This window comes from Acidovorax sp. GBBC 1281, from assembly GCF_028473645.1.
GTDB lineage: Bacteria > Pseudomonadota > Gammaproteobacteria > Burkholderiales > Burkholderiaceae_C > Paracidovorax.
This window is the reverse complement of sequence record NZ_CP097269.1, coordinates 2,985,506-3,007,179: the sequence shown is the minus strand read 5'-3', so window position 1 is coordinate 3,007,179 and position 21,674 is coordinate 2,985,506. Positions and strand designations below refer to the sequence as shown.

Below are 21,674 nucleotides of genomic sequence, written 5' to 3'. Positions count from 1 at the left end.
CATAAACATTGCAAGATTTTGTCGTATAGCATCTTCGCCTTTCGATAGGCAGGAAAGTGTGTGATGGTGGCGATTAATGTGTCGGCAATGGCCGGTGGATCAACCGAGGAGCGCCGATCGGCGGATCCCATCACCGACAGGGGAGGACATGGCGGCATCGCCGCCCTTTGCCTCGTCGCCCGAATGCACCATGTGGCAGCCGATCCGGGCACCCTCGCACATCAAATGGGCTTGCAACCCAGCGAGGTACCCACGCTGCAGGATCTGGTCCGCGCGGCCAAGCACATCGGCCTGAAAGCCAAGATCAGTGTCACCACCCCCGACCGGCTGGCCCTCAGCCCCTTGCCGGCCCTGGCCATGGTGCGCAACGCAGCCGGCGAGGTGCGGGCCATCGTCCTGGCGCAATGCAACGGCCAGCGTGTGCTGCTGCAAGACCCTTCCGCCGGCCCCGGCGGCAACCGGCCCACCATCGAATCCCTGGAAGACTTCGCCGCGCAGTGGACCGGCGAGTTGCTGCTGATCACCAGCCGCGCCAGCCTGGCGGGCGAGCTGGCCAAGTTCGACTTCTCGTGGTTCATTCCCAGCCTCGTCAAGCACCGCAAGCTGCTGGGCGAGGTGCTGCTGATTTCTTTCATGCTGCAGCTCTTCGCGCTGATCAGCCCCTTGTTCTTCCAGGTGGTGATGGACAAGGTGCTCGTCCACCATGGTGTGACCACGCTGGATGTTCTGGTCATCGGCCTGGTCGTGGTGGTGGTGTTTGAGAGCCTGCTGAACGGCCTGCGCGGCTACGTCTTCAGCCACACCACCAATCGCATCGACGTGGAACTGGGCGCGCGGCTGTTCCGCCACCTCATGCAGCTGCCGCTGTCTTACTTCCAGGCGCGCCGCGTGGGCGATTCGGTGGCCCGCGTGCGGGAGTTGGAGAACATCCGTAGCTTCCTGACCGGCAACGCTCTCACCGTGGTGCTGGACGTGCTGTTTTCTGTCATCTTCATCGCCGTGATGCTGTTCTACAGCGTGCCGCTCACGTTGATCGTGCTGGTCAGCCTGCCGCTGTATTTCGGCCTGAGCCTGGCCATCGTGCCCGTGCTGCGTCGCCGGCTGGACCACAAGTTCGCGCGCGGCGCGGAGAACCAGGCCATGCTCGTGGAAACCGTCACCGGCATTCAGACCGTCAAGGCCAGCGCGCTGGAGCCTTCGTTCGCCCGCCGCTGGGACAATCAACTGGCCGCCTACGTCAGCGCCAGCTTCAAGACGCAGAACGTCGCCGCCTGGGCGCACGAGGCCGTCAACCTGATCGGCAAATTGGTGAACGCCGCTACCCTCTGGTACGGGGCCCACCTCGTCATGGACAACCAGCTCACCGTGGGCCAGTTCGTCGCCTTCAACATGTTCGCGCAGCGCGTGGCCCAGCCCATCATGCGCATGGCCCAGCTGTGGACCGACTTCCAGCAGACCGGCATCTCCATGGCGCGCCTGGGCGACATCCTCAACACCCGCACCGAAGTGCCGCCTTCCAGCGCCGCGCAGCTGCCCCCCATCCAGGGCCGCATCACCCTGGACGGCGTGCACTTTCGCTACCGGCCCGAAGCCTCGCCCGTGCTGGGCGGTGTGAGCCTGGACGTGCGGCCTGGGGAGGTCATCGGCATCGTGGGCCGTTCGGGCTCGGGCAAGAGCACCCTCACAAAATTAGTGCAGCGACTGTACGTGCCGGAGCAGGGCCGCATCCTGGTCGATGGCATCGACATCAGCCTCATCGATGCCGCCCAACTGCGCCGCCAGGTGGGCGTGGTGCTGCAGGAGAACCTGCTGTTCAACCGCAGCGTGCGCGAGAACATCGCCATCGCCGACCCCGCTGCGCCCATCGAAGCCGTGGTGCACGCCGCCCGCCTGGCCGGCGCGCACGACTTCATCAGCGAGTTGCCCGAAGGCTACGACACCCTGGTGGGAGAGCAGGGCGGCAGCCTGTCGGGCGGCCAGCGCCAGCGCATCGCCATCGCGCGGGCCCTGTTCACCAATCCCCGCATCCTCATCCTGGACGAAGCCACCAGCGCGCTCGACTACGAGAGCGAGGCCATCATCCAGCGCAACATGGCGCACATCTGCCAAGGGCGCACCGTGCTCATCATCGCCCACCGCCTGAGCGCCGTGCGGCATGCGAATCGCATCATCGTCATGGACAAGGGGCGGATCGTCGAGGCCGGGCCCCACGATGCGCTGATCCAGCGGCAGCAGGGCCTCTATGCCCACCTGTGGCGCATGCAGGACGGCAGCAAGGCCGCTCCCGCTGCCGAAGGAGCGATCGCATGACGGACACCGTGATCGCCAGCGCCGCCGTGCCGTCGGATACCCCTGGGAATGCCCCCGCGAGTGCCCCCGTCGCCAAACCCCAAACGCAGCGCCACCCTGGCATTGAACTGCTGGGCCGCTACCGCGCCGTGTTTCGTGCCGCCTGGGCGCACCGCACCGAACTGGCCGGCCCTTCGCGCCTGGCGGACGAGCAGGCCTTTTTGCCTGCCGCGTTGAGCTTGCAGGAAACGCCGGTCCACCCGGCGCCCCGGCGCATCGCCTTCGTGCTGATGGCGCTCTTCGCCATCGCGTTGCTGTGGGCCATCTTCGGCAAGATCGACATCGTGGCCGTGGCGCCCGGGCGGGTCATCGTGAGCGACCGCACCAAGCTCGTGCAGCCGCTGGAGAACAGCGTCATCCGCCGCATCCTGGTCAAGGACGGCGACCACGTGCAGGCCGGCCAGCCCTTGCTGGAGCTGGACCCCACCGCCGCGCGGGCCGACAAGGCCAGCTTCCACGAAGCGCGGCGGTCCGCAGATTCGGAATGGGTGCGCAGCCGGGCACTGCAGCAGATGCTATCGAATCAGGAGCAAAAGAACCTTGCTGGTAATGCGGTGGTGGCCCGTTTGACCGCAAAGGACCTTCCCGCCGAATGGAGCCGGGAAGAAACCGCAGAGGCCAATGCCTACCTGGCTGCCGAGTGGAGCGACATCACCGCGCGCTTGGCCAAGCTGGCCGCAGAACGCCAGCGCCGCCAGGCGGAGATGGCCACCGTGCACGCCATGATCGGCAAGCTGGAGGCCACCGTGCCCATCGCGCGCCAGCGCGAGCAGGACTTCAAGGCCCTGGCCAGCCAGGGTTTCGTGTCGGGCCACGCCAACCAGGACCGCACGCGCGAGCGCATCGAACAGGAGCGGGACCTGGCCACCCAGCAGGCCCGGCTGCAAGAGGCCCAAGCCGCCCTGCGCGAGGCCGAGCAGGCCCGTGGCGCCTACCTGGCCGAAACCCGCCGCGCCCTGAGCGATCGCCAGGCGCAGGCGGACTTGAAGCGCCAGCAATCGGGCCAGGAACTGGCCAAGGCCACCCAGCGCGAGCACCTCGCCACGCTCACGGCCCCCGTGGCTGGCACCGTGCAGCAACTGGCCGCCCACACCGAGGGCGGGGTGGTCACCCAGGCCCAGGCGCTGATGGTGATCGTGCCCGACAGCGCCGGCGTGAGCGCCGAGGTGACCCTGGAAAACAAGGACATCGGCTTCGTGGCGCCAGGGCAGGAGGTGGCCATCAAGCTGGAGACCTTCCCGTTCACGCGCTACGGCACCGTGAAGGCCACGGTGGACAAGGTGACGCAGGACGCGGTCACCGATGAAAAGCGCGGCGCGATCTTCCCGGCGCTGATCACCTTGAACCAGAGCCACATCGACGTCGACGGCAAGCCCATCCGACTGGCGCCGGGGATGAGCCTGACCGCGGAAATCAAGACCGGGCAGCGGCGGGTCATCGAATACCTGCTCAGCCCCATCCAGCGGGCGGGCAGCGAGAGCTTGAGGGAACGCTGACGGCACAACGGACGCACGGGACTGCCATCGGTTGCCATCTTCCAACGTGGCACAGGCAGACAGCGTGTCCGCACCACGAAACACCTCCTGCGAGCCATCGCACAGCCGCGGCTGTGAAGCGATGGGCGTGGGTTTTACAGATCCATTGACAACGAAAGGAATCCCGATGAGCAGCAACAACAACCAGAACGCCCCCGCCGTTTCGTGGCGCTTCCAGGGCACACAGGGCGTGACACCCTGGAAGGAAAGCTATGCCGAATCCACCCTTGCGGCGGAGCTCGCCAGCACGGTGGTGCTTCCTGCTGGCGGCACCGCTGCCGCACCCGCGCTCTCTGCCGCCGCGCAGGAAGCGCGGCTGACGCAGGCCTCCATTGCACAGGCGACGGCCACTGCGGCAGACACCGTGCAATGGAACCTGGAGGCGTTGCACTCGCGTGGCCAGAACGGCGTGCTGGGCGAACTGGTTGGCACCGAGGCGGCTTCGCAGGCCATCGCCAGCGTGGAGAGCATGCGTCCCTACGCTTACGGGTCGGGGATGGACTCGGCACAGGACCCAGCGCTCTCGGAAGGCGCTGTTGCACAAATCGAATTGCAGACGGCATGACCCCAACCCCAGACGGACCTATGCCACAGCAGTCACCGACACGGTGTGAGGACGGCCGATCTGACTGAACCGATTGAGCAAGGCCACGCGGACATGCAGCTCCACAACCTGGCGGTCGAACGTGCGCGCGATCACCCGTTCGCCCAGTCGCTTGAAGCAGTGCATCTTCGTCTCCACAAGGCTGCGCCGGTGGTAGCCGCTCCACTTCTTCCAAATGCCGCGACCCAGGCGCTGGCACGCCCGAATGGCCTCATTACGATGCGCCGAGCCCGGACTCGACTTCTTCCAATGGCTGGCGTTCTTGCGGGGCGGGATCACCGCCATCGCGTGCCGCTCGGCAATGGCGTCCAGGCAGGCGCGCGTGTCGTAGGCGCCATCGGCACTGACGCTTTCGATGGATTCGTCAGTGGGAATCTGAGCCAGCAACCCGGGCAACATCGGCGCATCCCCAATGGCGTTGCTGGTCACCTCGATGGCGCGTATTTCCAGCGTCTGCGCGTCGATGCCCAGATGGACCTTGCGCCATTCGCGCCGGTATTCAGCACCATGCTTCTTGCGTTTCCACTCTCCTTCGCCCAGGAACTTGATGCCGGTGCTGTCCACCAGCAACTGCAGCGGCGAGTTGGTTCGCTGGTAGCTCAGTTCGACCTGCAAGGTCTTTTGGCGCCGGCAAACAGTGCTGAAGTCAGGTACCGGCCAGTCCAGCTTTGCCAGCCGCAGCAGGCTCTGCACCATGCCCAGCGCCTGTCGCAAGGGCTGGCCGAACAGGCACTTGATGCTCAGGCAGAACTGGATTGCTGCGTCCGAGAAGGTTCGGCTGCGTCCACGCCTGCCGGTCGGCGTGCCAAACCACTGCATGCCCTCATCTAGTGTCCTGTCCCGTTAATTCGCCCGCATAGTCTGGCGAGTTTTTCGAGGATGGAGTCTGCTGTAGCTGTCCAAGTAAACGGCTGGCAGGACTGGTTGTAATTCGCGATGAATGTGTCGATCTTGTTGATCAGATCCTTCACGCTGGTGAACGAGCCACGGCGGATTGCCCGCGTGGTGATGATCGAGAAGAAGCGCTCGACCTGATTGAGCCAGCTTGAATAGGTCGGAACGAAGTGCATGTGCCAGCGAGGCCGCTCGGCCAACCAAGCGCGCACCTTTGGATGCTTGTGGCTGGCGTAGTTATCAGCTATGCAGTGCACATCCAGTTCGTCGGGCACTGCCTTGTCGATGGCGCGCAGGAAGGCAAGGAACTCTTGATGACGATGCCGGGGCCGGCACTGCGCGATCACTTGGCCATTCATCACGTTCAGGGCCGCGAACAAGGTGGTGGTGCCGTGGCGCACGTAGTCGTGCGTGACACCTTCGACATAGCCAAACCCCATTGGCAGCATCGGCTGCGTACGCTCCAAAGCTTGGCATTGGCTCTTCTCGTCCACGCACAGCACCAGCGCGTTGTCAGGTGGGTTCAGGTACAGCCCCACAACGTCGCGCAGCTTCTCGATGAACAGCGGATCGGTCGACAGCTTGAAGCTGTCGGCCCGGTGCGGCTTGAGGTTGAAGGTCTGCAGATAGCGCGCCACCGTGCTCTTGCTGATGCCCGTATCGGCGGCCAGCGTGCGGGTGCTCCAGTGGGTACCCCCATCAGCAGGCTTGGTGTGCAACGTCTTGGTAATCAACTCAGCAACACGCTCGTCATCTACCGTGCGGGGGCGACCCGGGCGCAACTCGTCGTAAAGCCCTGCAATGCGATGGCGCGCATAGCGCCCGCGCCACTTGGTGACAGTGCTACGACTGATCCCCAGAGCCTGCGCAACCGCGGTGCTGGCTTTATCTGTGCCTTCGCAAGTCAGCACGATGCGCGCCCTGAGCGACAACGCCGCTGGCAGCGAACGTGATCGCGCCATGGACGTCAGTTCCGCGCGCTCCACTTCACTAAGCGCAATTTCTGTTCGGGTCGTTGCATTGGGCATGGCGGCACCTCAAGGATGGCCCGAAACCATGCAGCTATCGTGCCTGCGAATTAACGGGACAGGACACTAGCCACATCGTCAACGAGCCTCGCGCTTTCAGCGCCGCGTTGTACGCCTTCCAGTTCGTCGTGCGGTACTTGCTCCGCTGCCTGTTCTTCGTCTCTGTCACGCAGTCAGTCTACGGGCATCAGCATCGCGATTTGTGCAACAAAGCCGTTGCAAATCAAAATGGATATACGGCAAATAGTGTTTTGAATGCTATATCTTTGGGCACAAATACGGACTATCTCGCCGCAAAAAGCTGGGCTCCATCCCGCGACCCCCTGGTCCTGGACCTGGACGGAGACGGCATCGAAGCCGTCGGCATCGACCCCGCCCGCCCCATCCTGTTCGACCACTACGGCGACGGCACGCGCAACGCCACCGGCTGGATCAAGGGTGATGACGGCATCGTCGTGCTGGATCGCAACGGCAACGGGGTCATCGACTCCGGGCGCGAACTGTTCGGCGACCAGACCTTGAAACCCGTGGGCAGCGATGGCCGGGCGCAGAACCATGCCAACGGCTACGAGGCCCTGGCGGCAGAGGATGGCAACGGCGACAAGGTGATCGACGCCAACGATGCGGTGTATTCGCAACTGCGCATCTGGAAGGACACCAACCAGGATGGAATCTCCCAGGCGGGCGAACTGCACACCCTGGCCGACCTGGGCATCGCCCGCATCGGCGTGGCGGGCACCGCCAGCAATGTGAACCTGGGCAACGGCAATACCCAGCCCTTGAGCGGTAGCTTCACCCGCACCGACGGCACCACCGGGGCGAGCGGCGTGGCCGAGGTCACCGGCAGCCTGCTGCTGGCCTCCAATAATTTCTACCGCGAGTTTTCCGACGACCCGGCCGTGACGGCGGCGGCAGGTGCCTTGCCCCAGATGGGCGGCAGCGGATGGGTGCGCGATCTGCGCGAGGCGATGAGCTTGCCCGGCGAGGCGGCGCAGTCCATATCAAATTGCTATCAAAAGAAGAGCAAAACAGGCAATCAATACGCCGGCATGAAGGGGATTTCATGCAAAAAACAAACGGGAACCCGTTTCAAAGCCTTGTGGGCAGGCCGACAGGGCTTTGAAATGGGTTTCGATGCAACGCAAAGGATGTAGACTTCAAAGTAACGTAATTTATTGTTCACATGAACATCCCAGCCACTGGAAGCGCGTCATGGTTGCGCGGTGTCCCGGTGGGTCCGGCCCCCCCTATCGGCGTCGCTGGCGCCTCATGCTAGGAAATTGCTATCGAAAAAAGAGCAAGGTAGGCAATCGATACGCCGGGATGAAAGGGATTTCATGCAAAAAACCTCGAAAACACCCGGACGAACGCGGAAAATCCGAGCGCCTTGTGAACTGGAACCGGTTTCAAAGCCTTGCGGGTTGACCGCCAGTGCTTTGAAATCGGGTTTCGATGAAACGGAAGGAATGTGAATCTTGAATAATTTCTCAACGGTGTTTCAACGTGAAAGGGAGTTCTGGTAATGGATTCGGTTTTTAAGAAAAGCAAGGTGCCGCGCAAGGGGCGATGGATCATCGTCGTGCTGGCGTTGATGATTCTGTACATGGGCTATGTGGCATGGCGGTTGGCCAGAGTCGGAAACAACGCCTTTGCCGCAGGCTTTCAGCCACCGGAAATGGCGGCAGCGCAATACACCGACCGCACGGTGCGCGCGAATCTGGGCGGGGTGCCCGTGGCGATTCCACCGTATTTTGCGGAGTACGTGGAATATGACGGCGACCCAGGTTGGGGGGAAAAGCGAAAAGGGCCGAAGCCTGTCAGGACGCAGGAATCCAGAATCACGAGTTTTGGCTTTGACGTGCGCTATCCCGACATGGCGGGAAAGAGTACGCCTGAATTATGGGATGACTATAAAAAAAGGAGACTGGCGACCAATCAATGGATTCATGTTGGATTTAATTCTGGTGAAATATATAACGGCGCTGGAAGTGCTGACCGAATAGGAAAAGGATCTATTGATTCAGTATCAAAATATTGGTGGAATACATATGAAAAATTAAAAGAAAAGGAGCACGGACTGGAGGTTTATGCGCTCGTTGGCGTGGACCCTAAGGAAGGAAAACCAGCCCGAGAACATCGCAATGCTGAGGATATTTTCATCAAAAGGAATGATGCTGGAAAAATAGAGACATTTATCAAATGTAGCAATTTGGAAATCCCGTCACCTCCATGTAAGCAATTCTTTGATCTAGAACCGGAGATGCGCACATCGGTCACCGTTAGTTATCGGCGGGGGTTGCTCCCCGAATGGCAGCAGATTCAGGAAAAGGTCAAAAAAACAGTCCTGGGTTTTTCGGTGAATGAGAAGAATTGATACCAATATTTTTGAAAGGGAAGATATGAATAACCTGACAGTTTCGCAATTAACGTCTTATCGTCATGCTATTGAAACGGGAGGCGTGAGTGCCGCCCGAGTGGTTTACTCCGATCTCTATTCCCAAGGTTACAACTACGCAGGCTGGGCATTGGGCGTAGCCACCGGCAATACCATCACGGGGCAGTCGGCGCTGGATTATCTTGGCGGCACAGCCATGATTGGCCTCGGGGGCGATGCTTGCCGCAATCTGACGCCCGCTCAAATCGATGCGATCCGCTTAAATATGTCTTTAGGATATATCGATACATTGATTGTAGTCGCAGAAAATGAGAACGGTATATTGAGCCGCGATGTGAAATTTGATGAGACTGCGGATTTCCACAAATCAGCCTTCGAAAAAAGCGGCCTCACCCTGGAAAACTGGACCCTGAACGTCCCGATGGAAATCATCCGCCGCCAGCAAGGTGACCAGGCGGTGGAAGAGCTGTGGACCCGCATCCGGGACACCGGAGGCGATGGCATCGACGCTTTGCTGATCAGCACCGGGCTGGCCAACACCGTGGGCCACGCCAGCGTGTCGCCCGATGCGGATATCCGGCAGATGGCGCAGGACTGGATCGACAAGGTGCCCGGCGTGGCCAACTGGGCCCAGATCGGGCGTTTCACCGAGGTGTTCTCCAAGGCATGGTCCGGAACGTTCGGCGATTGGGGCGGCACGGTGGCCCGGATCGCCAACGACCTGTACCTGAGCGCCCGCAACTGGGTCTTCCCCCGCGACCCCCTGGTCCTGGACCTGGACGGAGACGGCATCGAAGCCGTCGGCATCGACCCCGCCCGCCCCATCCTGTTCGACCACTACGGCGACGGCACGCGCAACGCCACCGGCTGGATCAAGGGTGATGACGGCATCGTCGTGCTGGATCGCAACGGCAACGGGGTCATCGACTCCGGGCGCGAACTGTTCGGCGACCAGACCTTGAAACCCGTGGGCAGCGATGGCCGGGCGCAGAACCATGCCAACGGCTACGAGGCCCTGGCGGCAGAGGATGGCAACGGCGACAAGGTGATCGACGCCAACGATGCGGTGTATTCGCAACTGCGCATCTGGAAGGACACCAACCAGGATGGAATCTCCCAGGCGGGCGAACTGCACACCCTGGCCGACCTGGGCATCGCCCGCATCGGCGTGGCGGGCACCGCCAGCAATGTGAACCTGGGCAACGGCAATACCCAGCCCTTGAGCGGTAGCTTCACCCGCACCGACGGCACCACCGGGGCGAGCGGCGTGGCCGAGGTCACCGGCAGCCTGCTGCTGGCCTCCAATAATTTCTACCGCGAGTTTTCCGACGACCCGGCCGTGACGGCGGCGGCAGGTGCCTTGCCCCAGATGGGCGGCAGCGGATGGGTGCGCGATCTGCGCGAGGCGATGAGCTTGCCCGGCGAGGCGGCGCAGGGCCTGCAGGACAGCGTGGGGCGGTTCGCGGCAGCGGGCACGCGGGATGCGCAGATGGCGCTGATCGACGAGTTGCTCGCCGACTGGGCCGGTACCTCGGGAAAACTCATCCACGGCATTGCAAGCTATGACTTGGTATCGGACGGCCATGGCAGTTTGGTCACCGCCGACAAGCCCGATGCCGACCCGACCTACGTCACCACGGCAATGCTGAACCTGACTTCCGTGGCCGGCATGATGGTGCCCAACCCCCAGGCCGGCGGCACGGGCCAGTCAGATGAAATCCTGGGCGAAGCCGGTCGCCAATTGCTGCGCCGGATGAACGTGCTGGAGGTCTTCAACGGCACCAAGTTCTTCCAGATTCCGTTCCAGACCGGCTCCGGTGGCGGTGGGGGCGGCGCGGCGTCCCCGGGCGGCGGCGGCTCGGGCGGCGAGTCGGATGGCATCAGTCGCTACACGGCCACCCTTTCCGCCCCCCAGGCCGCCTTGCTCAACCAAAGCTACGACGAACTGCGCGAAAGCGTCTATGGCGCCCTGGTCGTGCAGACGCGCCTCAAGCCCTACCTGGACAGCGTGGCGCTCACCATTGACGACCAAGGCGTCGGCTTCGACACCACCGGGCTGTCTGCCATGCTGGATGCCCGCAAGGCAGTCAGCGAGCGCGATGGGTTGATCGATCTGGTGGAATTGACCCGTTACCAGGGAAACCTGCTCACCGCCGTGGGCTTCGACGGGCTGGGCACGCTGGCGCAGTGGATCGATGCCCTGCCGGCGGGCGATGCGTTGCGCGGCGAATTGGCGGGCATGGTCCTGTCCGGTGCTGCTCCGGGAACGGGCCACAACGACCTCTACCTGGGCGGCGCGGGCAATGACACCTTCCTGGCCGGGGATGGGGACGATCAGGTGAAGGGCGGTGCAGGCGATGACCAGCTGTACGGCGGTGCGGGCGATGACATGCTGGAAGGCGGGGCAGGCAACGACCGACTCAACGGCGGGGCCGGTGCCAACACCTACCGCTTCGGTAGGGGGGATGGGCAGGATCTGATCGAGCGCAAGGTCAACGACGGCAAGATCGGTGTGCTGCGGTTCAAGGAGGGCGTGCAGGCTTCGGACTTGGTTCTGCGCCGGGTCCATGACTATGAGCGGTCCGTGCACAATGGCGCGCTGGAGGTGTCGATCGCTGGTACGAACGACAAGGTGGTCATCAACGGGTTTTTCGATAACGTGCAGAACGGCAATGGCGACCCGGTGGCGACCGACAGTTCAGTGCAGCGCTTCCAGTTCGCCGACGGCACGGTGTGGGACTTGGCCGCGATGACGCAGCGGATGCTCATGGGCACCGATGGAGCCGACCTCATCGTCGGTACGTCCGGCAACGACACGATCCGTGGCAACGGGGGCGACGATGTCCTCTACGGCGCGGCGGGCGACGACACGCTGGACGGCGGGGCGGGCAACGATCGGCTGAACGGCGGAGTAGGCGCAGATACTTACCGGTTCGGTAAGGGCGATGGCCAGGACGTGATCGAACGCAAGGCCAGCGACGGCAGCATCGGCGTGCTGCGGTTCAAGGACGGCGTGCAGGCCTCGGAGCTGGTTCTGCGTCGGGTCTATGACTATGAGCGGTCCGTCTACAACGGCGCGCTGGAGGTGTCGATCGCCGGCACGAACGACAAGGTGGTCATCAACGGGTTCTTTCAGAACGTGGCGAACGGTGATCCGGTGGCGACGGATAGCGCAGTGCAGCAGATCCAGTTCGCCGACGGCACGGTGTGGGACCTGGCGGCGATGACGCAACGGATGCTCAACGGCACGGATGCCGCCGACACCATCGTCGGTACGTCCGGCAACGACACGCTCCACGGCAATGGAGGCAACGACGCCCTTTACGGCGCGGCGGGCGATGACGTGCTGTACGGCGGTGCGGGTGATGACCTGCTGGACGGTGCGACAGGCGACGACGTGCTCGACGGCGGTGCGGGCAATGACCGGCTCGATGGCGGGGCGGGGGCCAACACCTACCGCTTCGGCAAGGGCGATGGCCAGGACACCATCGCGTTCAAGCGCGACGGCAGCGATGGCAAGACCGGCGTGCTGCAGTTCAAGGAGGGGGTGCAGGCCTCGGAGCTGATCCTGCGTCGCGTGTATGACACCGATCGTTCCTTGTACAACAGTGCGCTGGAAGTATCGATCGCTGGCACGAACGACAAGGTGGTCGTCAACGGGTTTTTCGGTAATGTGCAGAACGGCGATCCAGTGGCGACGGACAGCTCGGTGCAGCAGATCCAGTTCGCCGACGGCACGGTATGGGACCTGGCCGCGATGACGCAACGGATGCTTACGGGCACCAATGGCGCCGATCTCATCGTTGGCACGTCAAGCAACGACACGATCCACGGCAATGGAGGCGATGATGCCCTGTATGGCGCGGCGGGCGATGACACGCTGGACGGCGGGGCAGGCAACGACCGGCTCAATGGTGGAGCGGGTGCCAACACCTACCGCTTCGGCAAGGGTGACGGGCAGGACGTGATCGAAACCAAGGCCAATGACGGCAAGACCGGCGTGCTGCAGCTCAAGGACGGGGTGCAGGCCTCGGAGGTGATCCTGCGCCGTGTGTATGACACGGAACGGGCCTTGTACAACAGCGCGCTGGAGGTGTCCATCGCCGGCACGAGCGACAAGGTGATCGTCAACGGGTTTTTCGGTAACGTGCAGAACGGTGATCCGGTGGCGACGGACAGTTCGGTGCAGCAGATTCAGTTCGCCGACGGCACGGTATGGGACCTGGCGGCGATGACGCAACGGATGCTCACGGGCACCAATGCTGCCGACACCATCGTTGGCACGTCCGGCAACGACACGATCCAGGGCAATGGAGGCGACGACGCCCTGTATGGCGCGGCGGGCGATGACACGCTGGACGGCGGGGCAGGTAACGACCGGCTCAATGGCGGGGCAGGTGCGGACACGTACCGGTTCGGCAAGGGCGATGGCCAGGACGTGATCGAGCGCAAGGCCAACGACGGCAACATCGGTGTGCTGCAATTCAAGGATGGCGTGCTGGCCTCGGATGTGACGCTGCGCCGGGTTTATGACCAGGAGCGCTATGAATCCAATGGCGCGCTGGAGGTATCGATTGCTGGCACAGCCGATAAGGTGGTCATCAACGGGTTCTTCCAGAACGGCGACCCGGTGGCGATTGAGAGTTCTGTGCAGCGGTTCCAGTTCGCTGATGGCACAGCCTGGGATCTGGCAGCGATTCAAAACCAGCTGGCGGTTGCGTCCACATCACAAGCAGGCAAGGACGCAATGATTGCCAACGATTCGACGGAGTTAAACAGCGAAAGACCTTACGTGTTCGACGATGGCGTTGCCGGCATGTCCGGCACCAACAAGCCCGATCTGTTCACGGATTTGGACGATGCCGACTTCGTGGCGCTGAAGCCGCTGGAAAAAGAAGCATCGGTCAGCACGGTGACGCCGCTCGACTGGGGCATCGCGCCGTTGGAGCTCTCCGCAGGCGTTCAGTGGAAGCCGTTGTTTCACTCGATCGAGGCGGATGGCGCCTCCGCTTCACTGGACAGCCAGGCCCGATTGCTGGCGGACGCGATGGCACAGTTTGCACCGCCTGCAGGCATCGATGCCAAGGGCGGGGCAGCGGCCCAGGACGGCCAATGGAAGGTCATTGCTGCGCATTGGCAGTAAACCTGACTCGCGCACAAACAAAAACCCTGGGGCGGCGCCCCAGGGTTTTTGTGACGGCGGCGTGGGTTACTTCGTCCCGAAGATCCTGTCGCCAGCATCGCCCAGCCCGGGCAGGATGTAGCCGTGTTCATTCAGTTCGCGGTCGATCGCGGCGGTGTAGATCGGCACGTCGGGGTGGGCCTTTTGCAAGGTGGCCACGCCTTCCGGTGCGGCCAGCAGGCAGACGAACTTGATCGAGCGGGGGTTGAGTTTCTTGAGGCGGTCCACCGCGGCCGCGGCGGAGTTGCCGGTGGCGAGCATGGGGTCCACGACGATGATGTCGCGCTCTTCCATCTCGGAAGGCATCTTGAAGTAGTACTCGACCGGCTGCAGGGTCTGCGGGTCGCGGTACAGGCCGATGTGGCCCACGCGGGCGCCCGGGATCACGTTGAGCATGCCGTCCAGAAATCCGTTGCCGGCGCGCAGGATGGACACGAGCACCTGCTTCTTGCCGTCGATCACCTGGCCCGTCATGGTTTCCAGCGGGGTTTCGATCTGCACGTCCTGCAGCGGCATGTCGCGCGTGACCTCGTAGGCCATCAGGGTGCTGAGTTCGCCGAGCAGGCGGCGAAAGCTATTGGTGCTGGCGTCCTTCTTGCGCATCAGGGTCAGCTTGTGCTGGACCAGGGGATGGGTGATGACGTGGACATTGCTCATGGGCTGGGGCCTCTTGTTGGGAAAGTGAAAAGCTGGAAAACCGGTCTGCAGGGGGCAGGGGAAAGAAAAGGTGCGTGCGTCGCCGCCCAGGGGCGGCGCGGGGCGCGGATCAGTCTGCCAGAAAGCGTGCGTACCGCGCCAGGTCGACGTTGCCGCCGCTCACGATGATGCCCACGCGCTTGCCATGCAGGTCCACGCCGCCATGCAGGGCGCCCGCGAAGGCGAGGGCGCCGGTGGGCTCCACGACGATCTTCATGCGCTCGGCGAAGAAGCGCAGGGCCTGCACCAGCTGCTCGTCGGTGGCGGTGACGATGTCGGCCACGTCGCGCTGGATCATGGGAAAGGTGATGCTGCCCAGCGCCTGGGTCTGCGCGCCGTCGGCGATGGTGTGGGGCGTGTCGATGCGCACGATGCGGCCCGCGCGCAGCGATTGCTGGGCGTCGTTGCCGGCTGCCGGTTCCACGCCGATCACCTGGCAATCGGGTGCCAGCGCCTTCGCGGCCAACAGGCTGCCGGACAGCAGTCCACCACCTCCCAGGCACACGAACAGGTAGTCGAGGTCGGGCACTTCTTCGAGCAGCTCCTTGGCGGCGGTGCCCTGGCCGGCGATGACATGCGGATGGTCGAACGGCGGCACCAGGGTCATGCCGCGCTCTTGCGCGAGCCGATGGCTGATGGCCTCGCGGTCCTCGGTGAACCGGTTGTAGGTGACGACCTGGGCGCCGTACTCGCGCGTGGCCGCCATCTTGGCGGTGGGCGCGTCCTCGGGCATGACTATCACGGCCGGCATGTCCAGCAGGCGTGCGGAGAGGGCGATGGCCTGCGCGTGATTGCCGGAGGAAAAAGCCAGCACGCCGCCTTCGCGCTGGGTGGCGTCGAACTGCGCCAGGGTGTTGTAGGCGCCACGGAACTTGAAGGCGCCCATGCGCTGCAGGTTCTCGCACTTGAAAAAGAGCTGTGCCCCGCACTGCTGGTCCGCCGTGCTGGAGCGCGCCACGGGTGTGCGGTGCGCGACGCCCTGGAGCCGATGGGCCGCGTCGGCGACGTCGGTGTAGGTGGGCAGGGCCGGGATGTGCGTAGGCATGGCTGCGTCCTCGCGTAGACGGGATCGGAAAGAGCACGCATCATAGCCCGCCAGCGAGTGGCGAAGCGCCGAAATGGGCTGCAGCGCAAGCCCAGCAAGCGCAGGCAGCTATCGAATTTGATAGCAAAGGCCCGCCTGCCGCAGCCCGCAGGCCGAGCGGACCGATCGCTCACTCTCCATCGCTGAAGCGCTGCAGCGGCGCGAGCGCGGGAAAGGCGCCTTCGCGCCTGCCACGCATCGCGTCCACGGCCTCGCCCACATGCCGGTTGCTCCAGATCGCGCCCTGCAGCCAGCCCATCTGGCGCAGGCTGTCGTCCACCGAGTGGTCACGCGCATAGTGCACGGCCTGCTTGGTGCCCCAGATGGCGACCGGCGGCTTGGCGGCGATCTCGCGGGCGCAGGCCAGGGCCGCGTCCAGCATCGCCGCCTGCGTGTCGAACAATTCGTTGACCAGCCCGCAGGCCAGGGCGCGCGGTGCGGGCAGGCGCCGGCCGGTGTAGGCCAGCTCCTTGACGATGCCCAGCGGAATCAGCTTGGGCAGGCGCTGCAGCGTGCCCACGTCGGCCACCATGCCGATGTTGATCTCCTGGATGCAGAAGAACGCGTCCTGCGTGGCGTAGCGGATGCAGGCGGCCGTCACCATGTCCACCGCGCCGCCGATGCAGCCGCCGTGGATGGCGGCGATCACGGGAATGCGCAGCGATTCGATGCGCGTGAACGTGGCCTGCATGTCGGTCAGCAGGTCGAAAAGGGCGGCGCGGCCTTCGGGGCTCTGGTCGTCCATGGCGATGGCGCCACCGAACGTATCCAGCGCCATGCCGGCCGAAAAGTGCTTGCCCGTGCTGCTGATGACCAGCGCGCGCGCCTCGCCCGACCGGTGCAGCCGCGCCAGCACGGTGTCCAGCTCGCGCCAGAACGCCGGGTGCATGGTGTTCAGGGCCTCCGGCCGGTTCAGCACCAGATGCGCCATCTGGTCGGTGATGGCGAGCGAAAAGCAGGTGAGGGCGGGGAAGGCGGTGGTATCGGTCATGCGGGGCACTCTAGGCGGGTTGGACTGTGGGCCGCCGTCACCTGTGCGACGGCGGCCTCGGGGCGGCACCGCAAGGGAGGCACGGGGGGGGCGGCCGATATACTTCCTGGTCCTGTTTCCGGGCTTTCCCGCCCCATCTCCCCATGCAAATCTCCCGCCGCCTTTTCGCCCTGGGCCTTGGCCTGGCTGCCGCAATGACCGCTCCGCTGGCTGCCCATGCGCAGGACCGCGAGCTGACCGTGGCCTCCAGCGCCACCTACGCGCCGTTCGCCTTCGAGAACAAGGACAAGCAGATCGTCGGTTTCGACATCGACATCATCAACGCCATCGCGAAGAAGCAGTCGCTCAAGATCAAGGTGGTGAACACCCCCTGGAGCGGCATTTTCGCGGCGCTGAACAACGGCGATGTGGACCTGGTGATCTCCGGCGTGACCATCAACGACAAGCGCCGCCAGAGCTACGACTTCACCGAGCCGTACTTTGCCGCGCAGCAGCTGATCGCCGTGCCCAAGGCGAGCTCCGTGGCCTCGCTGAAGGACCTGGCAGGCAAGAAGATCGCCGTGGTGAATGCCTCCACGGCGGACGACGTGGCCTCGCGCGAGTTCGGCAAGACCAGCCCGAACATCCGGCGCTTCGAGAGTACGCCGCTCATCATTTCCGAACTGGCGGGCGGCGGCGTGGATGCGGCCATCGGCGACAACGGCGTGATCGCCTACCGCGTGGCGCAGAACGCTGCGCTGAAGACGGTGGAAGACCCCGCGTTCCCCGTCGAGGGCTTCGGCATCGTCGTCAAGAAGGGCGACAAGGCACTGCAGGACAAGCTCAACGCTGGCCTGGCCGCCGTACGGGCCGATGGCAGCTACAACGAGATCTACAAGAAGTGGTTCGGTAAGGAATACAAGCCACGCTGATCGCTGATCGGCACGCCGCTTTTCGGCATGACACCACGGCCGCGCTGCGGCCGTTTTTGCGGGCGCCTGTGCGCCCGACGCGACCAATGAGAGGAAGAGGCCATGGAGCCTGTTGAGTGGTTTGGCTGGTTCCGGCCGGACATCCTGGTGGAATACAAGGACCTGTTCATCCAGGGCGCGTGGATGACGATCGGCGTGACGGTGGTGTGCGTGTTGCTGGGCGGCACATGGGGTCTGTTGCTCGCGCTGGCCCGCCTGGCGCAGGCGCGCCATGCGCCGCTGAGCTGGGTGTGCCGCTATCTGCTGCGGTGGCCATCCACCGTGTATGTGAGCTTCTTTCGCGGCACGCCGTTGTTCGTGCAGATCCTGCTGATGCACTTCGCGGTGCTGCCGCTGTTCATCCATCCGACGTCGGGCCTGCTGGTGACGGGCGACTTCGCGCGCACGCTCAAGCAGGAGCATGGCGCGCTGATCTCGGGGATCGTGGCGCTCACGCTCAATTCCGCCGCGTACATCTCGGAGGTGTTCCGCGCGGGCATCCAGTCGATCGCGCGTGGGCAGTCCGATGCGGGGCGCTCGCTGGGCTTCACACCCGGGCAGGTGATGCGCTACGTGGTGCTGCCGCAGGCCTTTCGCCGAATGCTGCCGCCGCTGGGCAACAACGCGATTGCGCTGCTGAAAGACACCTCGCTGATCTCCGCCATCGGCCTGGCCGAGATGGCCTATGCCGCGCGCACCGTGGCCGGGGCCTATTCGCGCTACTGGGAGCCGTATCTGGCGATTGCCCTGGCCTACTGGATCATGACGCTCGCGTTGACCGGCGCCCTGCGCAGGCTGGAAAGCCACCTGGCGCGCAGCGATCGGGTCTGAGGCCGCTGCTGGAAGGCACTGGCGGTTTCAGCGCCGCACGGTGCTGGCGTCCTGCCCGAACAGCACCTTCTTCGCGTCTTCGTCCACGGTGGGGGCGGTGTTGATGCGCTGGACCAGGTCGTACGCCCTGACGGTGGCGGGGCGCTCGCGGATGCGTTCGAACCATTGCGCCAGGTGCGGAAAGTCGTTGAGGTTCTGCCGCTGGCGCTCGTGCGGCACGATCCAGGGGTAGCAGGCCATGTCGGCGATGGAATACGTGCCGGCGATGTACTCGCGCCCATCGGACAGGTGCTTGTCCAGCACGCCATACAGGCGCCCGGTCTCCTTCACGTAGCGGTCGATCGCGTAGGCGATGGGCTCCGGCGCATATTGCGTGAAGTGGTGATTCTGGCCCGCCATGGGGCCCAGGCCGCCCATCTGCCAGAACAGCCACTGCAGGGCTCCGGTGCGGCCGCGCAGGTCCTGGGGAACGAACTTTCCCGTCTTGTCGGCCAGGTACAGCAGGATGGCGCCGGACTCGAACACCGAAATGGGCTCGCCGCCCCCCGTGGGCGCATGGTCCACGATGGCGGGGATGCGGTTGTTGGGCGCGATGCGCAGGAAGTCGGGCTGGAACTGCTCGCCCCGGCCGATGTTCACGGGCAGCACGCGGTAAGGCAATGCGGCCTCTTCAAGGAACATTGTGATCTTGTGGCCGTTGGGTGTGGTCCAGTAGTGCAGGTCGATCATGGCAGGGGTCCTTGGTTTTTCTTGCGAGGGGGCAGATCCCTCAGCGCTTGCGGCCGCCGAACAGGCTGCCCAGCACGCCGCGCAGGATTTCCTTGCCCAGCGAGGTGCCCATGGTGCGCACGGCGGATCTGGCCATGGTCTGCACCAGCCCGTCGTGCTTGCCGCCGCGCGGGCCGGTCGAGCCGAACAGCACGTCGTTCAGCCCGCCCATGACACCGCCGCCCGCGCCATCGGTGGCGCCGCCCTTCGTGCTGGCGGGCGCCGTGGCGGCGGCTTCGGTGCGGCCCTGGAGCTTTTCGTAGGCGGATTCACGGTCCACGGCTTTCTCGTACACGCCGGCGACGAGCGAACCGGCCAGCAACCCCTGGCGCTGGGCGGGCGTGATGGGTCCCAACTGGCTGGCGGGGGGGAGCACGAACACGCGCTCGGTCACGCTGGGCCGGCCCTTGGCGTCCAGGAAGCTCACCAGCGCCTCGCCCACCGCCAGTTCGGTGATGGCGGTTTCGATGTCCAGGCCCGGTTTCTGGCGCATGGTGGTGGCCGTGGCCTTCACCGCTTTCTGATCGCGCGGTGTGAAGGCGCGCAGCGCGTGCTGCACGCGGTTGCCCAGCTGGGCCAGGACGCTGTCGGGAATGTCGAGCGGGTTCTGGGTGACGAAGTACACGCCCACGCCCTTGGACCGCACCAGCCGCACCACCAGTTCGATGCGCTCGACGAGCACCTTGGGCGCTTCGTTGAACAGCAGGTGGGCCTCGTCGAAAAAGAAGACGAGCTTGGGGACTTCCGGGTCGCCGATCTCGGGCAACTGCTCGAACAGTTCCGACAGCATCCACAGCAAGAAGGTGGCATACAGGCGCGGCGAATTCATGAGCTTGTCGGCGGCCAGGATGTTCACGACGCCTCGCCCGTCCACCGTCTGCATGAGGTCGTTGATGTCGAGCATGGGCTCGCCGAAGAACTGGGTGCCGCCCTGTTGCTCGATCTGCAACAGGCCCCGTTGGATCGCGCCTACGCTGGCGGCGCTGATATTGCCGTACCCTGTCGTGAATTCCTTGGCGTTGTCGCCGACGTACTGGAGCATGGCCCGCAGGTCTTTGAGGTCGAGCAGCAGCAGTCCGTTGTCGTCGGCGATCTTGAAAACCAGGTTGAGCACGCCCAGCTGGGTCTCGTTCAGGTTGAGCATGCGGCCCAGCAGCAGCGGCCCCATGTCGGACACCGTGGCGCGCACCGGGTGGCCTTGCTGGCCGAACACATCCCACAGGGTGGTGGGGCAGGCCAGGGGCTCCGGCAGCGGAAGGTTACGCTCCTTGAGCGTGGCCGCCAGCTTGTCGCCGATACTGCCCGGTTGGCTGATGCCGGTGAGGTCGCCCTTGATGTCGGCCATGAACACCGGCACCCCGATGCGCGAGAAGCCTTCGGCCAGCGTCTGCAGGGTGACCGTCTTACCCGTGCCAGTGGCACCGGTGATGAGGCCGTGGCGGTTGGCCAGGCCGGGCAGCAGGTGGCATTCGGTGGTGCCGTGCTTGGCAATGAGAAGAGGTTCGGCCATGGCGTCAGGGTGCGGAGTGGGGTGGATGCGTCAAAAGTAAAATCGCGGGCAGTAGATTAAATCAATACCAGAAGGACTCCTGTGGCAGGACACAGCAAATGGGCAAACATCCAGCACCGCAAAGGTCGGCAGGATGAAAAGCGCGGCAAGATCTGGACCCGGATCATTCGAGAGATCACGGTGGCGGCACGGGCGGGCGGGGGCGATGTCTCTGCCAATCCCCGGTTGCGTCTGGCCATCGAGAAGGCCAAGGCCGCGAACATGCCGGCCGACCGCATCAAGTACAACATCGACAAGGCCACCGGCAATGCCGAGGGCGTGAGCTACGAGGAAATCCGCTACGAAGGCTACGGCATCGGCGGTGCGGCCATCATCGTGGACACCATGACCGACAACCGCGTGCGCACCGTGGCAGAAGTGCGCCACGCCTTCAGCAAGCATGGCGGCAACATGGGCACCGAAGGCTCCGTGGCCTTTCAGTTCAAGCACTGCGGCCAACTGATCTTCGCACCCGGCACCAGCGAGGACCAGGTGATGGAAGTGGCCCTGGAGGCCGGCGCGGAGGATGTGGTCACGGGCGAGGACGGCGCCATCGAAGTGCTCACCGCCTACGCCGATTTCGAAGCGGTGAAGAACGCGCTGGAGGCCGCGGGCCTGGTGCCCGAGGTGGCCGAGGTCACCATGCGCGCCGAAAACACCATCGAGCTCGAAGGCGAAGACGCCGCGCGCATGCAAAAACTCCTCGACGTGCTGGAAGACCTGGACGACGTGCAAGAGGTCTATCACAACGCTGCTTTATGAACATGAGCCTGAACCTCTGCAATCGATCCCTGCCCGCCGAAGGGCCCACCTGCCTG

The 21,674-nt window shown here is 64.2% G+C and carries 15 protein-coding genes and 2 pseudogenes; 9 read left to right on the top strand and 8 right to left on the bottom strand.

All coding sequences use genetic code 11. The annotated features are described in order from the left end of the window. Positions 1–183: 183 nt before the first annotated feature. The 3 genes from M5C96_RS13995 to M5C96_RS13985 all read left to right on the top strand — a co-directional run bounded on the left by M5C96_RS13995 (position 184) and on the right by M5C96_RS13985 (position 4,449). A complete protein-coding gene (locus tag M5C96_RS13995; protein WP_272563780.1) occupies positions 184–2,310 on the top strand; it encodes a type I secretion system permease/ATPase in 2,127 nt (708 codons plus the stop codon). Further along, entirely contained in the window at positions 2,307–3,845 is a 1,539-nt protein-coding gene (locus M5C96_RS13990; protein ID WP_272563779.1) for an HlyD family type I secretion periplasmic adaptor subunit, read from the top strand. The genes M5C96_RS13995 and M5C96_RS13990 overlap by 4 nt, the downstream gene beginning before the upstream one ends. A gap of 166 nt (positions 3,846–4,011) precedes the next feature. Next, on the top strand, positions 4,012–4,449 hold the full coding sequence (locus M5C96_RS13985; protein WP_272563778.1) for a hypothetical protein: 438 nt from the start codon (positions 4,012–4,014) through the stop codon (positions 4,447–4,449). An 18-nt stretch (positions 4,450–4,467) separates the two neighbouring features. On the opposite strand, the pseudogene M5C96_RS13980 reads toward M5C96_RS13985, so the two are convergent. The 3 genes and pseudogenes from M5C96_RS13980 to M5C96_RS13970 all read right to left on the bottom strand — a co-directional run. After that, a pseudogene (locus M5C96_RS13980) lies at positions 4,468–5,319 on the bottom strand (IS5 family transposase); the annotation flags it as partial. Continuing rightward, a complete protein-coding gene (locus M5C96_RS13975; RefSeq protein ID WP_272563777.1) occupies positions 5,316–6,410 on the bottom strand; it encodes an IS630 family transposase in 1,095 nt (364 codons plus the stop codon). The pseudogene M5C96_RS13980 and the gene M5C96_RS13975, both read right to left, overlap by 4 nt. A 67-nt stretch (positions 6,411–6,477) precedes the next feature. After that, positions 6,478–6,579, bottom strand: a pseudogene (locus M5C96_RS13970) (IS5/IS1182 family transposase); the annotation flags it as partial. Between M5C96_RS13970 and M5C96_RS13965 the strand changes: the two are divergent. From M5C96_RS13965 to M5C96_RS13955, 3 genes are all read left to right on the top strand, one after another. Further along, positions 6,548–7,564 carry a hypothetical protein gene (locus M5C96_RS13965; protein ID WP_272563776.1) on the top strand — a complete coding sequence of 339 codons (1,017 nt, stop codon included), beginning with the start codon at positions 6,548–6,550 and terminating at the stop codon, positions 7,562–7,564. The pseudogene M5C96_RS13970 and the gene M5C96_RS13965 overlap by 32 nt on opposite strands. Positions 7,565–7,932: 368 nt before the next feature. Then, a complete protein-coding gene (locus M5C96_RS13960) occupies positions 7,933–8,784 on the top strand; it encodes a hypothetical protein (protein ID WP_272563775.1) in 852 nt (283 codons plus the stop codon). Positions 8,785–8,809: 25 nt separating this feature from the next. Then, positions 8,810–13,948, top strand: a complete 5,139-nt coding sequence (locus tag M5C96_RS13955) for a calcium-binding protein (RefSeq protein ID WP_272563774.1) — start codon at positions 8,810–8,812, stop codon at positions 13,946–13,948. A 66-nt stretch (positions 13,949–14,014) separates the two neighbouring features. On the opposite strand, the gene upp is transcribed toward M5C96_RS13955, so the two are convergent. The 3 genes from upp to M5C96_RS13940 form a co-directional block, all read right to left on the bottom strand. Then, positions 14,015–14,644, bottom strand: a complete 630-nt coding sequence (gene upp / locus M5C96_RS13950) for a uracil phosphoribosyltransferase (RefSeq protein ID WP_272563773.1) — start codon at positions 14,642–14,644, stop codon at positions 14,015–14,017. Between the two features lie 109 nt (positions 14,645–14,753). Further along, the gene (locus tag M5C96_RS13945; RefSeq protein WP_272563772.1) at positions 14,754–15,728 is read right to left on the bottom strand and encodes a threo-3-hydroxy-L-aspartate ammonia-lyase; all 975 of its coding nucleotides are present in this window, start codon (positions 15,726–15,728) and stop codon (positions 14,754–14,756) included. A gap of 169 nt (positions 15,729–15,897) precedes the next feature. After that, complete coding sequence (locus M5C96_RS13940) at positions 15,898–16,758, bottom strand: enoyl-CoA hydratase-related protein (RefSeq protein ID WP_272563771.1); 861 nt, start codon at positions 16,756–16,758, stop codon at positions 15,898–15,900. 143 nt (positions 16,759–16,901) lie between these two features. Here M5C96_RS13940 and M5C96_RS13935 point away from each other — a divergent pair, with 143 nt between their 5' ends. Together M5C96_RS13935 and M5C96_RS13930 are read left to right on the top strand one after the other, a co-directional pair. Continuing rightward, positions 16,902–17,669, top strand: a complete 768-nt coding sequence (locus tag M5C96_RS13935) for a basic amino acid ABC transporter substrate-binding protein (RefSeq protein WP_272563770.1) — start codon at positions 16,902–16,904, stop codon at positions 17,667–17,669. Between the two features lie 102 nt (positions 17,670–17,771). Then, a complete protein-coding gene (locus M5C96_RS13930; RefSeq protein ID WP_272563769.1) occupies positions 17,772–18,539 on the top strand; it encodes an amino acid ABC transporter permease in 768 nt (255 codons plus the stop codon). Positions 18,540–18,566: 27 nt separating this feature from the next. On the opposite strand, the gene M5C96_RS13925 is transcribed toward M5C96_RS13930, so the two are convergent. After that, the gene (locus M5C96_RS13925) at positions 18,567–19,268 is read right to left on the bottom strand and encodes a glutathione binding-like protein (RefSeq protein WP_272563768.1); all 702 of its coding nucleotides are present in this window, start codon (positions 19,266–19,268) and stop codon (positions 18,567–18,569) included. Positions 19,269–19,308: 40 nt separating this feature from the next. Continuing rightward, complete coding sequence (locus tag M5C96_RS13920; protein ID WP_272563767.1) at positions 19,309–20,817, bottom strand: helicase HerA-like domain-containing protein; 1,509 nt, start codon at positions 20,815–20,817, stop codon at positions 19,309–19,311. 81 nt (positions 20,818–20,898) lie between these two features. On the opposite strand from M5C96_RS13920, the gene M5C96_RS13915 reads away from it, so the two are divergent. Beyond that, positions 20,899–21,618 (top strand): YebC/PmpR family DNA-binding transcriptional regulator, encoded by a 720-nt coding sequence (locus tag M5C96_RS13915; protein ID WP_272563766.1) that lies wholly within the window; start codon positions 20,899–20,901, stop codon positions 21,616–21,618. Positions 21,619–21,674: the final 56 nt, after the last annotated feature.